The sequence below is a fragment of the Cryobacterium sp. 10S3 genome, assembly GCF_034344045.1.
In the GTDB taxonomy this organism is placed as follows: Bacteria; Actinomycetota; Actinomycetes; order Actinomycetales; family Microbacteriaceae; genus Cryobacterium; species Cryobacterium glucosi.
In genome coordinates this window covers 1623334-1636712 of sequence record NZ_CP133773.1, presented here as the reverse complement: position 1 = coordinate 1636712, position 13379 = coordinate 1623334, and the positions used below count along the sequence as shown (strand labels likewise).

The window sequence follows — 13379 nt, the reverse complement described above, 5'->3', positions numbered from 1 at the left end:
CGGGGCGGGCGGATGCACGGCCGATGCCCGGGGAGAGGGTTGTCGGTGGGCCGCGCTAGCCTGAGACCATGTGTGGTCGATTCATCATCACGGACACGGCGCCGGACCTCGCCGCGATGTTCGACGTCGAGCATGAGGGCGAGGACCTCCCGGAACCGTCGTGGAACATCAAGCCAACCGAGCGGATTCCGATCGTGCTCGAGTCGGCGAAATCAGGCGCCGTCGTGCGCAGGATCGAGTCTGCGCGCTGGTCGCTCGTTCCGTCCTTCGCGTCGGCGCTCGTGTCGAAGTTCCCGACGTTCAACGCCCGGTCGGAGACGGTGGGGGAGAAGCCCACCTTCCAGCCCTCCCTCGCATCGCGGCGTGCTCTCGTGCCCGCCACCGGTTACTACGAATGGCACACCGAAGGCACCGTCAAGACCCCGTACTTCGTGCACTCGGACGATGGGCTGCCCCTGGCCCTCGCCGGTCTCTACGCGTGGTGGCGCAACCCTGCCCTCACGGAAGACGACCCGGCGCGATGGGTGCTGAGCGCCACAATCCTCACCCAGGAGTCGAGTGGCCGTCTCCGGGGCCTTCACGAGCGGATGCCCGTCGTGCTCCCGGAGGAGACCTGGGACCAGTGGCTCGACCCGCACACGGTCGGCGACCAGGAGTTCGTGGACGCGGCCGTGGCCGCCTCCGCGGAATCCGTGGAGGGTTTGCGGTTCCACGAGGTTGCGCCCCTCATCGGCGACGGGCCCGAACTCATCGAACCGGTCGCCTGAGCGGCTACGCTCGTCATGGCACGGAACGGCCGGGCCGGTGTCGAAAGGACCCCTATGAAAATTGTCGCCTTCATCGTCGCGATGGCCGTGTTCGTCTTCGGACTGTGGCTCTTCGGGTTCGCCTTCACGGTCACCGCGGGCCAGTTGCCCATCTTCTTCGGCGGGATCCTCTGCGTGGCCCTCGCCGTGGCGATTCCCGTCCAGATCCTGCGCGACTGAGCAACCCCGTGCAGGCCGAACAGCGTACCGATCCCCTCGCCTTCCACGGTGAGGGCCCCGTATGGTCCCCGTCCTGGGGCGGCCTGCGCTGGCTCGACATGTTCGCGGGAGACATCCTCTCGCTGGACGGTGACACCGTGCATCGCAGGCACGTCGGCAGCATGGTCGTGACCGTGCGGCCGCGCCGCGCGGGCGGCGCCGTCCTGGCCCTGCAGCGCGGTTTCGCCCTCGAGGATGCCGAAGGGACGATCACCGAACTCGGGGAGCTCTGGAGCGATCCGCTCCTGAGACTCAACGAGGGCGGCTGCGACCCGGACGGCCGGTTCTACTGCGGTTCGATGGCGTTCGACCAGTACCCGGGCGCCGGTTCCCTCCGCCGCCTCGACCCGGACGGCTCGGTCGAGGTCGTCCTGACCGGCCTCACCATCTCCAACGGGCTGGACTGGAGCCCGGACGGCTCCCTCGCCTACTACAACGACACCGCGACGGGCCGGGTCGCGGTGTTCGACTACAGTGCAGAGACGGGCCTGACGGGCCTGCGCAGTTTTGTCGAGATCCCGGCGGAGTCCGGCTTTCCCGACGGTCTCACCGTCGACAGCGACGGCGGGGTCTGGGTGGCACTCTACGGCGGGAGCGCCGTGCATCGCTACAGGCAGGATGGCCGCCTGGACGAGGTCGTCGAGGTCGCCGCAAGCCGCGTCACCGCGTGCACCTTCGGCGGACCGAACCTGGACGAGCTTTTCATCACGACGTCACGGGAAGGCCTCGACGACGGGGAAGAGGCACTCGCCGGATCGTTGTTCCGGGTGGATGCCGGGGTCACCGGCCTGCCCGTGCGCGCGTTCGCCGGCTGAACGTCCGGCCCAGCGCCTGACCCGAAGCCGGGCTCAGTGCAGCAGCCCGGCGACGAGGTTGATCATCGTCGCAAGGATCACGGATCCGAAGAGGTAGGACAGCAGGCCGTGGCGCAGCGCCGTCATCCGGATGATGTGTGTCTTCAGGTTGGTGTCCGACACCTGGAACGTCATGCCGAGGGTGAATGCGAGATAGGCGAAGTCCCCGTAGCTCGGCGGCGCTGTCTGGTTGAATTCGATCCCGCCATCCGCCCCCTCGTAGTAGAGCCGGGCATAGCGGAGGGTGAACAAGGTGTGCAGAAGCGTCCAGGACAGCACGACGCTCAGCACGGACAACAGGGCCAGCACGACCTGCGCTGCTCCCGTCGTGGAATGCGTTTCGACGAGCAGAAGGCCGAGCGCGCCGAGGCTCGCGAGGCTGATCAGGAGCACGAGCAGGTCGGACACGCCCCGGGACGGGTCCTCACGGGTCGCATGCGTCGCGGTCGTCGCGGCGTCCATCGGCCCGATCACGATCCAGACCCAGGCGATGAACGTCACGCAGGCCGCTGCCCAGCCCACGATCGGGGCGAGCACCCAGTCGCCCCCGATCGACGCCACCACCCCGGCGGCAAGGCCGATCACGGCCATCACGATCAGGCGGGTGCTCGAGCGACGCACCGTCAGGCGTTCCCAGGTCTTCATGGGCCGATCGTCCCACAGATCCGTCAGGATCCCGTGAGCGGCTCGGGTGGGGCGAGATGACAGAAACGGTCGATAAGGTGAAGAGAACGTCTGACACAGGTCAGACCCCGGACGGCGGCTTGCCGCACACGATCGAACGAAAGAGACCGCGAGGATGTCAGAGAGCCCGGCGGCGGCATCACCCTATGAGGTGCTGGGCGTGAGCCCTGAGGCGACCAGCGAGGAATTGCGACGCGCCTACCGCAAGAGGCTGCGTCTCACCCACCCGGATGTCGGGGGTCGCGCCGCCGACTTCCAGGCCGTCCAGGTGGCGTGGGAACGGATCGGCAATCCCGAGAGCCGGGCCGATTACGACAGGCGCCGGTACCCGGACAACGAGCACGGGACCGTGCACACCGGCTCCGCCTCCGGTTCGTCCGGTTCCGGTTCGTCCGCAGGCTCGGCGCGCGCTTCGTCGGCGGCGACAGGTCCGCGTGCGCGGATGTACGGACACCCGGGGGGCCACGCCCGGCAACGGTACCTCGAGCTCCTGCGCGAGTGGGTCGGCCGCGGGACCGTCATCGACGATCCGTACGCGCCCCAGCTCGTCCGCTCCGCGCCCCGCGAGATCCGGCACTGCCTGGCCCGCGCCCTCGCCCAGGAATCGACGGCACACCTCGTGTCCCTGCTCGGCATCGGCTACACGGCCTGGCACGACGTGCTCGCGGGCTCCCACCCCGACCCGATCGACCATGTCGTCCTCGGCCCCGCCGGGCTGTTCGCAATCCTCTCCGAGGACTGGGGCGCCTCCGTCGAACTCCGGCGCGGCGAGCTCCTCGCGGAGACCCTCCGGCCGGAGGACCGTCCCGTTCATGAATTCGAGGATGCCGCGCGGGCGCTCTCGCGCGCCCTTGGCGTGCGCTTCACCGCCCTCGTCGTCGTGCTCCCCGACGACGCCCTGTCCGACCCGCTTGCGGTACCCGGCCGCGGCCGGCGTCCCACGGTCGTCATCATTCCGCGGTCGCGGCTCGTCGGCCTGTTGCGCGAGGGGCTGCCGGGGATGGATCGGGGCAGCTTCGAGAAGGTGTTCGACCTGCGCAGCCGCCTGCAGGACGGCATCCGCTTCGTCACCGACTAGCGGCCTGCGCCACTCGACCCGGGTCTAGCGCAGGCCGAGTGTGTCGACCCAGTAGGCCAGGAAGTTCGCGCCGGCGGCGTCGTGGATCAGGTCACCCTCGATGATCACGGGGTACGGTCGCTCGAGGACCCCGTCGGACGGGCGCACATCCACGTGGGCGACCTCGTACCCGGCGGTGTGCAGGTGGTCGGCCATCAGGTAGTCGCTGCGTGAGTCGCCGACGGAGCGCCACACCCGGGGGAGCGGGCCGGTCTCGGCGAAGAAGGCGAGGGCGCGTTCGGCGCCGTGGTCTTTGTCGAGGGTGACGGATTCGATGTCCGTCGAGATGATCGTGGGATCGATCCGGAACGGCACAGCACCCGACGCGTCCGGGGAGACCCGGTCACCGAAGCGGACCCCGAGCCCGAGGCCCGTGAGGATCGCGAATGAGGCCTCGTTGAAGTCGGCAGCGGCCGCCGCGTAGTCGGAGTCTGCGGCATCCGTGCGTTGTTCGACCGAGACCATGGCCTGCTTGGTCTCATCGAAGAACATGGTGTCGGCGAAACGGTCGTGCACGAGCGAACGGATCGCGTCGACGGCGGCCGCAGGCAGTGCGACGCTCGGGTCGACGACAACGTCGCCCATTCCCGCTGCGGTGATCGGGAACCAGACGGCGCCCTTCTCGCAGACACCGTACATGCGCATGGTCTCCGGGAGGCCGGCCGCGAGGAGGGGCGTAATGACCTGCTCGCGAATGAAGAGCGCCGACCGGCCGGTGATGAAGGCGATCGGCACGTTCGCGGCCGCGAGCGTGATCAGGTCGGCGATGATGCTGTCGCGCCGGATCGTTCGGGTGACCGGACTGGCGATCGGCCCGTCGACGTCGAGGAGGAGGCCGAGGGGAGGGAGGCTGTCTGGCATGGCTCCATTGTTTCATGGGCCGCTCGGTGCATGGCCCGCCCGGTGCACGGCCCGCCCGGTGCGAGGCCGCCCGTCGACGGGCGTCAGCCGGTCGTGACGCGCACATCACCGTTGGTGGTCTGGGCGATGATCGTGCGCCGTGCGGAGGGATCGCTCGGGACGGAGCCTGTGTCGACGTTCCCGTTCGTCGTCCGCGCGTCGACGAGGTAGGAGAGTCCGGCTGCCGGCATGCGCACCGTGATCGAACCGTTGGTGCTGCGGGCCTCGACGGCCTCAGGGGCATCCCGGAAATCGACCTCGACGGCTCCGTTCGTGGTCGTGGCGACCACGCGGCGGGAACCGGCATCGCGCACCCTGATCGCGCCGTTGGTGGTGTGGACCTCCACCCGGCCGAGCGTACCCGTCGTCTCGACGGCTCCGTTCGTGGTCGTCAGCCTCAGCGCGCCGGTGAGTGCCGACGCCTCGATCTGCCCGTTCACCCCGTCCGCGGTGAGGGAGAGTGCAGCAGGGAGGGCCACCGTCATGTTCAGGGAGCAGAAGCCGAGCCACTGGCTCGGGCACCCGCCGGTGACCTCGGTCACGCCGTTCGCCGTTGTGATCGCCAGCGTCGGCGTGGCGCCGAGCGAACTGCCGTCTGCCCGCACGTGCACCTGCGAATCGGGGCTGGGTTCGAAGCGGATGGCGGAGTTCGGAACCCGGACAGCCACGCTCGACCCGGCCTCGGCATCCGCTGCGAGATGGACGGGCGTGCCGACCGCGCCGCCGGTCAGAAGAAGGATGAGCAGTGCGGCCCCGGCCAGGATGACGACGCCGAGCACAACGACGGCGACGATGAGGCCTGCCCGCCCTCCGCGGCGCCGATCCGGCTGCGGGGGCACGGCCGGCTGGGGTGGCACCGGCGTTCGGGGCTGGACCGGTGGACGTTCCGGCGGCATTGCGCTCGCGTTCATGCAGCAGACCATACCCGTGTCCTGCCCTCCCGGTACGGAGCGAGGCCTGGGCAGCGGTCAGCTGACGTGCACCGCCGGACGTCGCTTGACGTCGCGCTCGGCGACGCGGAGCACCTCGCGGGTCACCGGGGCGACCTCGCCGTTTCCGAAGAACAGGAACCTGGCCATGTTGGAGATCGGGCTGCCCTCTGTCCACTCGAAGTAGATCGTGGGGACGATGCCGGTCACGTCGCGAATTTCGAGGAGCACGGAAGCCAGGGTGTTGGGGATGTTGCCGCTGTAGACCTCGAGGACCCGGTAGCCGTGCTTGACGACGCCGCGAACGAGGAGGTCCTCCTCGAACTCGGAGGAGTCGGTGCCGTGCACCTCGAGGAAGATGGTCTGCGAGTCGCGGGGAATGTGCGAGTACCGGCGCTCGTCGCGGTCCTTGTGCCGGTACTCGTGTTCGCTGCCGTCGTCCGGTTCGTTCGCGATGACCCGGACTGCGCCGTCGGCGGCATCCGCTTTCACGAAAGCGAGGGCCCTCTCGTCGAGGGCCACGGATGTCGCCCGAAGCTGGAAGGACCGGCGTACCCGGGAGATCAGCGAGATGAGCAGGATCCCGGCGATGAACAGCCCGGCGATGCGCAGGCCGTCCGGGCGTTCGATGACGTTGAGGACGGTCGTGTACGCGAAGACGAGGGAAATGGCTCCGAAGCCGATCGTCCGCTTGCGCTGGCCCTGCCTGCGGGCGGATAGGGTCACAGCGGCGGACGCCGACGTGATCAGCACGAGAACGCCTGTCGCGTATGCGCCGCCCTGGGCGTCGACGCTGGCCTGGAAGACGACGGTGATGATGAACGCGATCGCGGTGAAGACGAGAACGAGCGGCCGCACGGCGCGAGCCCACTGCGGTGCCATGCCGTAGCGCGGCAGGTACCGGGGCACGAGGTTGAGGAGTCCGGCCATGGCGGACGCCCCGGCGAACCAGAGGATGCAGATCGTGCTGACGTCGTACACGGTTCCGAACACCGGGCCGAGGAACTCGTGTGCGAGGTACGCGAGCGCGCGCCCATTGGCCTGCCCGCCCGGCTGGAATTCGGCCTGGGGGATCAGGAACGTCGTCATGAAGCTCGTCAGGATCAGGAAGCCGCTCATGATCACGGCGGCCGTCGTCAGCAGGCGGCCGGCGCCGCGGATGCGCCCTGCGGGATGCTCGGGTGTGTCCGTCGGGTCGCCGGTGATCTGCGGCATCACGGCGACGCCGGTCTCGAAGCCGGAGAGGCCGAGGGCGAGCTTCGGGAAGACGATGAGGGCGATCCCGACCATGATCAGCGGATCACCGTGCTGGGCGTTGAGCGCGCTCCACCAGTCGGTGATCATCACCGGCCGGCTCGCGATCTGCGCCAGGGAGACGAACACGACCACGAGGTTGAGCGCGAGGTAGATGCCGACGAGCACGACGGCGATGCCGATCGCTTCCTTGAAACCCTTGAGGAACACGATCGCGAGGAGCGAGATCAGGGCGAGGGTGATGCCGATCTCGTTGCCGTGGAACCATTCGGGGGCGAAGGGATTCTCGATGGCGTGTGCCGTGGCATCCGCCGCGGAGAGGGTGATCGTGATCATGAAGTCGGTGGCCGCAAAGCCGAGCAGGGCCAGGACGAAGAGCTTGCCCGCCCACCAGGGCAGGAGGTGTTCGAGCATGTGGATGGACCCGGAGCCGTTGAAGCTCTCGCGGGCGACCCTGCGATACACGGGGAGCGCGCCGAGCAGGGTCAGCAGGACGAGGACGATCGTTGCAAAGGGGGAGAGCAGGCCGGCCGCGAGCGCGGCGATGGCCGGCTGGTAGCCGAGCGTGGAGAAGTAGTCGACGCCGGTGAGGCACATGACGCGCCACCAGCTGTGCGTCTTCTCCGCTGTGCGGGCGTGCGGACCCTGGTGCGGGCGCTCACTGTCCTGAAGGAGCCAGTGCGAAAGACGGTCCCGCCGGGTGGTGACGGGTCGGGGAACCGCGGTGGAGCCGGCCTCCGTCGAGGAGTGAGGCATACGAGGGGCCCTTACTGGTCTGGAGGTCGCGTAGTGCAGGGATCAGCCTACGCGCACGAAAGGCCTGCTGGCACGTTCCTCAGCACCGAATTGACGCCGGATACCGCGGTGGTGTCGGGGATGTCGTCCGGGGTACCGTCCCGGGTGATGTCGGCGGACCAGACCCGGCCGGCGGCGATTATCCTTGAACACGATGATTACGAGACGAATGGCCGCCTTGCGACTGGATATTCCGCTCGAGATGGCGCAGCGACACGACCTTCCCTCGCGCCTGACCGAAGCGGAACTGGCCGAGATTGAGAACAACCCGCCGGACTGGCTGGTGCAGTCGCGGGCCAACCGCACGGGCAAGAAACCGGTCTGGGTCGAGCTCCGCTGCGACGTCTGCGGTTTCTCGGAGGCGGCCCGCCCGAAGAAGTGGTGGCCGGCCTTCACGTACCTCACGTGTGACGACCATGGCGCAGACGAACTGCCGGAGCCTGCCGCCGGTCTCAGCCGTACAGAGGTCGACGGTGTCGGCACCCGCTTCATCGGAATCGTCGACGAGACCCCCTGACCGGATCGGCCTCAGGCCCGGGCGCGCCGGGGCATCGACACCGCGGCGACCACGGTCAGCGCGGCGGTGATGGCGACCGCGACGAAGACGGCGACGGATGCCGCCTGAACGCTCGCGGCATCCCGCACGCCCGATGCCGACGAGCCGATGATCCCGTTCGCCACTGCGCCGAAGATCGCGACACCGACGGCACTGCCGATGGACCGGGAGAACAGGTTCGCGCCGGTCACGACACCGCGCTCGTCCCATTCGACGCTCGACTGCGCCGCGATGAGCGTGGGTGTCGCGACGAGGCCGAGGCCGAGGCCCACGACGAAGCAGCTCAGCGCGGTCACCACCACCATCGGAGTGCCGGCCGTCCCCGCAAGGAGCAGGGCGCCGAACAGGACGATGGACACGCCGATCAGCGCTGTGTTCCGGAAGCCGATCCTGAGGTAGAACCGGCCGGACAGCGCCGCGGAGATGGGCCAGCCGACCGTGAGGGCGGCGAGAGCGAGTCCGGCGACGAGCGGCGGCGTGCCGAGCACGCCTTCGAGGTAGGTCGGAACGAAGGAGGTCAGCCCGATCAGGATCGCGCCGACGCCGACCGAGATCAACGCGGTACTGAGCAGCAGGCGCCTGCTGAACGCCCAGAGCGGCAGCACCGGTTCTGCGGCACGACGCTCCGCCAACCCGAACAGGACGAGGAGCACGGCCCCGGTCGCGAAGGCCGCGATGCTCGGCACGGAATCCCAGGCCCAGGCCTGACCACCCTCGAGGACCGCGAGGATCAGAAGAGTGAGTGCCGTCGTCAGGAGGACGGCGCCGAGGTAGTCGACGCGGTGCCGGCGGGCCGTCACGGTCTCGTGGAAGGTGCGTTGCAGCATCCAGGCAGCGATGAGGCACAGCGGGATGTTCACGAAGAAGATCCAGCGCCAGGACAGGAACTGCGAGAAGATCCCGCCGAGGCTCGGTCCCACCACCGAGGAGATCGCCCAGACGCTTGCGAGGTAGCCCTGCACCTTGGCCCGTTCGACGACGGTGTAGATGTCCCCGGCGATCGTGATCGCCATCGGCTGCACGGCGCCGGCGCCGAGGCCCTGGATCGCCCGGAATGCGATCAGCGCAGGCATGCTCCAGGCCAGGCCGCAGAGCACGGACCCGAGAAGGAACAGTCCGATGCCGATCATCACGATCGGTTTCCGGCCGAGCGTGTCCGAGAGTTTCGCGTAGACCGGCACGGAGACGGCCTGCGCGAGCAGGTAGATCGAGAACAGCCACGGAAACTGGGCGAATCCGCCGAGGTCGCCGACGATCGTCGGCACCGCTGTGGCGAGGATCGTCGCGTCGATCGCCACGAGCCCCGTCGTCAGCATCAGGGCGATCAGGATCGGGCCGCGCGCGGATCGGAAACCTACTTCAGTCGTGCTCATGCGGCCTCCGTCGTCATTTCGGTACGAGGGATGTAATCGGCGCCGACGGTTCCGCATTCCCATTCCAGAATAAGAAGTCCGAGCCGAGGCAAAAGAGAAGGCCCCCGGACGAATCCGGGGGCCTTCCTGCACTGTCTCAACCAGCGCTCGTCCGTTCGCTGAAGTTATCAGCGACCGGAAGTCTGGACCGAGTCTAGTCGACGTCCGGGACCGGGCCGGTGAAGCGGATGCGCGGGCTCAGGCGCGCCGCAACGCTGCGCCGTCGAGACGGTACGTCGTCCAGCCGTCGAGGGGCCGGGCGGCGAGAGACTCGTAGAAGCCGATCGCGGGCGCGTTCCAGTCGAGGACATCCCATTCCAGGCGCGCGTACCCGCGCTCGACGCACAGTGCCGCGAGGCTGGTGAGGAGTGCGGTTCCATACCCGCCGCCCCGGTGGGCCGGCCGTACGTACAGGTCCTCGAGATGGATGCCGTGCACGCCCTCCCAGGTCGAGAAGGTCAGGAACCACACGGCCATCCCGGCCAGGGTACCGGCCTCCTCGCCGTCGATGACGAACGCGTGGACCGCGGGCTCGTCGCCGAAGAGGGCGGCGAGGAATCCCTCCTCCGTCGCCGCGACCGCGTCGGGTTCGCGTTCGTATTCGGCGAGTTCGACGACCAGCCGAAGGATCTCGGGAACATCGGCGGGCACGGCGGGACGGATCGGCTTCATCCGACCAGCGTACGGGACCTCCCGCTGGCCGGCGCTAGTCCTCCGACGGCCTCCGGCGCTGCTGTTTCGTCGCCGAACGCTGTTCCTTGGCCGCGAGGCGCCGACGGTTCGAACCCCTGGTCGGTTTGGTCGCCCGGCGGCGAGCGGCATCCGGGGCCAGGGCCGCGGACACGAGTTCGGCGAGCTTGGCCAGGGCGATCTCGCGGTTCCGGAGCTGGGAGCGCTGCTCCGACGCTGCGACCGTGATCACCCCGCCGACGAGTCGCCGGTCGAGTCGCGCCAGGAGCCTTGCCCGCTGGTCGTCGGACAGGGACGGCGACAGGGCGACGCTCCAGGACAGTTCGACGCGGCTATCCGAGGTGTTCACGTGCTGCCCGCCAGGCCCCGGCGACCGCGAGAACCGCCAGCCGAGTTCCGATGCGGGAATCGTGAGCGCGGGTGACACCTCCAGATCCATGGTCCCAGCGTGCCACAGCAGAGTGGAGCCGGCGGGGTATGCATCCGGTGGGCGTGCGGTGTGGCACCCCGGGGTCTACCTTTGCTAGGGTAGCCGTGGGCGCCAATGAGAGCGCTCTCACACAGGTTTGGGTCTGGTGCATCGATGGATTCCGATATTTTCGGATCCCGTCGCTATCCGGTCCTCCGCATATCGCAAAGGTGCACACATGAGGTTCGGTCATTTCGACGACGAGGCCAGGGAATACGTGATCGAGACCCCGCTCACGCCATACCCGTGGATCAACTACCTGGGCAGCGAAGATTTCTTTTCCCTGATTTCTCACACGGCCGGCGGGTACACGTTCTATAAGGACGCGAAGATGCGTCGCCTGACGCGGTATCGCTACAACGACATTCCCACCGACTCCGGCGGACGATATTTCTTCATCAACGACGGCGGCGACGTCTGGACGCCGAGCTGGCTGCCGATGAAGAAGGACCTCGACTTCTTCGAGACCCGCCACGGCATGGGGTACACCCGGATCACCGGCGAGCGCGGCGGCCTGCGCGTCTCCACCCTGTACTTCGTACCCCTCGGCGAGACGGCCGAGGTGCAGAAGGTGACGATCACCAACACCTCGGACCACGTCAAGACCTTCTCCCTCTTCTCGTACCTCGAGTTCTGCCTCTGGAACGCCCAGGACGACCAGACCAACTACCAGCGCAACCTCTCCCTCGCCGAGGTCGAGGTCGAGGGCAGCACGATCTACCACAAGACCGAATACCGCGAGCGTCGCGACCACTACGCCGTGTACTCGGTGAACGCCGAGATCGCCGGGTTCGACACCGACAGGGAGACCTTCGTCGGGCTCTATGAGACCCTGGCCGAGGCGAAGGTCCCGAACGCCGGCACGGCGCAGAACTCGATGGCGTCCGGCTGGTACCCGATCGGTTCGCACCAGGTCGACTCGACCCTGCAGCCCGGCGAGACCCGCGAGCTCGTGTTCGTCGTCGGCTATGTCGAGAACACGGAGGAGAACGGCCAGGGCAAGTGGGCCGACGATGCCAAGCAGGTCATCAACAAGACACGGGCGCACGAACTTCTCGCCCGGCTCGACACGACCGAGAAGGCGGATGCCGCGTTCGAGGCCCTGGGGGAGTACTGGACCACCCTGCTCTCCGCGTACACCGTGACCTCGCCGGACGACAAGCTCAACCGGATGGTCAACATCTGGAACCAGTACCAGTGCATGGTCACATTCAACATGTCCCGCTCGGCCTCCTACTTCGAGACCGGAATCGGGCGCGGGATGGGCTTCCGAGACTCGACCCAGGACCTGCTCGGCTTCGTACACCTGATCCCCGACCGCGCCCGCGAACGCATCCTCGACATCGCCGCCACCCAGCTTCCGGACGGCTCGGCCTACCACCAGTACCAGCCGCTCACCAAGCGCGGCAACAACGAGCTCGGGAGCGGCTTCAACGACGACCCGGCCTGGCTGATCATCGGGGTGGATGCCTACCTCAAGGAGACCGGGGACTTCAGCATCCTCGACGAGGTCGTGCCGTTCGACAACAACGACGCGCTCGCGCAGACGCTCTACACCCACCTCACGCGCTCCTTCGAGTTCACCCTCAACAACCTCGGCCCGCACGGCCTGCCCCTGATCGGGCGCGCCGACTGGAACGACTGCCTGAACCTGAACTGCTTCTCGACGACGCCGGGCGAGTCTTTCCAGACCACGGAGAACCAGGCAGGCGGCGTCGCGGAGTCGACATTCATCGCGGCCCAGTTCGTGCTCGCTGCCGGACAGTACGCGACCATCGCCGAGCGCGGCGGCGACACCCAGCAGGCCGACCGCGCCCGCAAGGCCGCTGCGACCATGAGCCAGGTGCTGCTCTCCGACGGCTGGGACGGCGAGTGGTTCCTGCGCGCTTACGACTTCTACGGCAACAAGGTCGGCACCCACGAAGACACCGAGGGCCAGATCTGGATCGAGCCGCAGGGCTTCGCGGTCCTCGCCGGCGTCGGCGTCGAGCACAACGCGGACGGAACCCCGTCCGCTACAAGCCCCGCGTTCCGAGCCCTCGACTCCGTGGACCGCCTGCTCGGCTCCGCACACGGACTCGTACTGCAATACCCGGCGTACAAGAGCTACCGCATCGAACTCGGCGAGGTCTCGACGTACCCGCCGGGCTACAAGGAGAACGGCGGAATCTTCTGCCACAACAACCCGTGGGTCATCATCGGCGAGACGGTTCTCGGCCGCGGCGCCAAGGCCTTCGACCACTACCGCAAGATCACGCCGGCCTACCGTGAGGAGATCTCCGAGGTGCACCGCCTCGAACCGTACGTGTACGCGCAGATGATCGCCGGCAAGGAGGCCTCCCGGCACGGCGAGGCCAAGAACTCCTGGCTCACCGGCACAGCCGCGTGGAACTTCGTGACGGTCTCCCAGTACCTCCTGGGCGTGCGCACCGACTACGACGGCCTCGTCGTCGACCCGCAGCTCGGACCGGACGTCGCTGAATTCACCGTCACTCGCCGGGCCCGCGGTGCGACCTACGTCATCACCGTTGCCAACTCGGGCAGGGAGGGGTCGCGCGCGAGCCTCGAGGTCGACGGAGTGGCCATCCAAGGCCGCACCGTGCCGTACGCCCCTGACGGCGCCGTCGTGCAGGTGCGCGCCACCCTGTAGTCACCCCGGCCGGCATTCGCCCGGTGCGCCCGAGAGAGTCTCCG

Annotated in this window: 13 protein-coding genes; 6 read left to right on the top strand and 7 right to left on the bottom strand. The window is 68.1% G+C overall.

Going from position 1 to position 13379, the window contains the following annotated elements; genetic code table 11:
* Positions 1-68: 68 nt before the first annotated feature.
* From RHM57_RS07620 to RHM57_RS07610, 3 genes are read left to right on the top strand one after another with little or no spacing between them, the layout of a single operon-like run.
* Complete coding sequence (locus RHM57_RS07620; protein ID WP_134446589.1) at positions 69-767, top strand: SOS response-associated peptidase; 699 nt, start codon at positions 69-71, stop codon at positions 765-767.
* A 54-nt stretch (positions 768-821) separates the two neighbouring features.
* Positions 822-986, top strand: coding sequence for a hypothetical protein (locus RHM57_RS07615; RefSeq protein ID WP_166787273.1), 165 nt, complete (start codon positions 822-824; stop codon positions 984-986).
* Between the two features lie 8 nt (positions 987-994).
* On the top strand, positions 995-1840 hold the full coding sequence (locus tag RHM57_RS07610) for an SMP-30/gluconolactonase/LRE family protein (RefSeq protein WP_322189687.1): 846 nt from the start codon (positions 995-997) through the stop codon (positions 1838-1840).
* Between the two features lie 33 nt (positions 1841-1873).
* On the opposite strand, the gene RHM57_RS07605 is transcribed toward RHM57_RS07610, so the two are convergent.
* Positions 1874-2524: a DUF1345 domain-containing protein gene (locus RHM57_RS07605; protein WP_134446587.1), complete on the bottom strand. Its 651-nt coding sequence runs from the start codon at positions 2522-2524 to the stop codon at positions 1874-1876.
* A gap of 154 nt (positions 2525-2678) precedes the next feature.
* Here RHM57_RS07605 and RHM57_RS07600 point away from each other — a divergent pair, with 154 nt between their 5' ends.
* Positions 2679-3641: a J domain-containing protein gene (locus RHM57_RS07600; protein ID WP_134446586.1), complete on the top strand. Its 963-nt coding sequence runs from the start codon at positions 2679-2681 to the stop codon at positions 3639-3641.
* Between the two features lie 24 nt (positions 3642-3665).
* Here the strand turns inward: RHM57_RS07600 and RHM57_RS07595 are convergent, their stop codons facing one another.
* The 3 genes from RHM57_RS07595 to RHM57_RS07585 all read right to left on the bottom strand — a co-directional run bounded on the left by RHM57_RS07595 (position 3666) and on the right by RHM57_RS07585 (position 7519).
* Positions 3666-4541, bottom strand: a complete 876-nt coding sequence (locus tag RHM57_RS07595; RefSeq protein WP_134446585.1) for a hypothetical protein — start codon at positions 4539-4541, stop codon at positions 3666-3668.
* A gap of 83 nt (positions 4542-4624) precedes the next feature.
* Positions 4625-5491 carry a DUF4097 family beta strand repeat-containing protein gene (locus RHM57_RS07590; protein WP_166787272.1) on the bottom strand — a complete coding sequence of 289 codons (867 nt, stop codon included), beginning with the start codon at positions 5489-5491 and terminating at the stop codon, positions 4625-4627.
* Between the two features lie 57 nt (positions 5492-5548).
* Positions 5549-7519 (bottom strand): amino acid transporter, encoded by a 1971-nt coding sequence (locus RHM57_RS07585; RefSeq protein ID WP_416173106.1) that lies wholly within the window; start codon positions 7517-7519, stop codon positions 5549-5551.
* A 193-nt stretch (positions 7520-7712) separates the two neighbouring features.
* On the opposite strand from RHM57_RS07585, the gene RHM57_RS07580 reads away from it, so the two are divergent.
* Positions 7713-8075: a hypothetical protein gene (locus RHM57_RS07580; RefSeq protein WP_134446583.1), complete on the top strand. Its 363-nt coding sequence runs from the start codon at positions 7713-7715 to the stop codon at positions 8073-8075.
* Between the two features lie 11 nt (positions 8076-8086).
* Here RHM57_RS07580 and RHM57_RS07575 read toward each other — a convergent pair whose 3' ends face one another.
* The 3 genes from RHM57_RS07575 to arfB form a co-directional block, all read right to left on the bottom strand.
* On the bottom strand, positions 8087-9487 hold the full coding sequence (locus RHM57_RS07575) for an MFS transporter (protein WP_134446582.1): 1401 nt from the start codon (positions 9485-9487) through the stop codon (positions 8087-8089).
* Between the two features lie 237 nt (positions 9488-9724).
* The gene (locus RHM57_RS07570; RefSeq protein WP_134446581.1) at positions 9725-10198 is read right to left on the bottom strand and encodes a GNAT family N-acetyltransferase; all 474 of its coding nucleotides are present in this window, start codon (positions 10196-10198) and stop codon (positions 9725-9727) included.
* Positions 10199-10232: 34 nt separating this feature from the next.
* The gene (gene arfB, locus RHM57_RS07565) at positions 10233-10655 is read right to left on the bottom strand and encodes an alternative ribosome rescue aminoacyl-tRNA hydrolase ArfB (protein WP_134561116.1); all 423 of its coding nucleotides are present in this window, start codon (positions 10653-10655) and stop codon (positions 10233-10235) included.
* A 208-nt stretch (positions 10656-10863) separates the two neighbouring features.
* Here arfB and RHM57_RS07560 point away from each other — a divergent pair, with 208 nt between their 5' ends.
* Positions 10864-13335 carry a GH36-type glycosyl hydrolase domain-containing protein gene (locus RHM57_RS07560; protein ID WP_322140812.1) on the top strand — a complete coding sequence of 824 codons (2472 nt, stop codon included), beginning with the start codon at positions 10864-10866 and terminating at the stop codon, positions 13333-13335.
* The last annotated feature ends 44 nt before the right edge of the window (positions 13336-13379 follow it).

Bases quoted from the DNA above. Each gene is read 5' to 3' on its own strand.
- RHM57_RS07620 (WP_134446589.1), top strand. From the start codon at position 69: ATGTGTGGTCGATTCATCATCACGGACACGGCGCCGGACCTCGCCGCG.
- RHM57_RS07615 (WP_166787273.1), top strand. From the start codon at position 822: ATGAAAATTGTCGCCTTCATCGTCGCGATGGCCGTGTTCGTCTTCGGA.
- RHM57_RS07605 (WP_134446587.1), bottom strand. From the start codon at position 2,524: ATGAAGACCTGGGAACGCCTGACGGTGCGTCGCTCGAGCACCCGCCTG.
- RHM57_RS07600 (WP_134446586.1), top strand. From the start codon at position 2,679: ATGTCAGAGAGCCCGGCGGCGGCATCACCCTATGAGGTGCTGGGCGTG.
- RHM57_RS07595 (WP_134446585.1), bottom strand. From the start codon at position 4,541: ATGCCAGACAGCCTCCCTCCCCTCGGCCTCCTCCTCGACGTCGACGGG.
- RHM57_RS07590 (WP_166787272.1), bottom strand. From the start codon at position 5,491: ATGAACGCGAGCGCAATGCCGCCGGAACGTCCACCGGTCCAGCCCCGA.
- RHM57_RS07585 (WP_416173106.1), bottom strand. From the start codon at position 7,519: ATGCCTCACTCCTCGACGGAGGCCGGCTCCACCGCGGTTCCCCGACCC.
- RHM57_RS07580 (WP_134446583.1), top strand. From the start codon at position 7,713: ATGATTACGAGACGAATGGCCGCCTTGCGACTGGATATTCCGCTCGAG.
- RHM57_RS07575 (WP_134446582.1), bottom strand. From the start codon at position 9,487: ATGAGCACGACTGAAGTAGGTTTCCGATCCGCGCGCGGCCCGATCCTG.
- RHM57_RS07570 (WP_134446581.1), bottom strand. From the start codon at position 10,198: ATGAAGCCGATCCGTCCCGCCGTGCCCGCCGATGTTCCCGAGATCCTT.
- arfB (WP_134561116.1), bottom strand. From the start codon at position 10,655: ATGGATCTGGAGGTGTCACCCGCGCTCACGATTCCCGCATCGGAACTC.
- RHM57_RS07560 (WP_322140812.1), top strand. From the start codon at position 10,864: ATGAGGTTCGGTCATTTCGACGACGAGGCCAGGGAATACGTGATCGAG.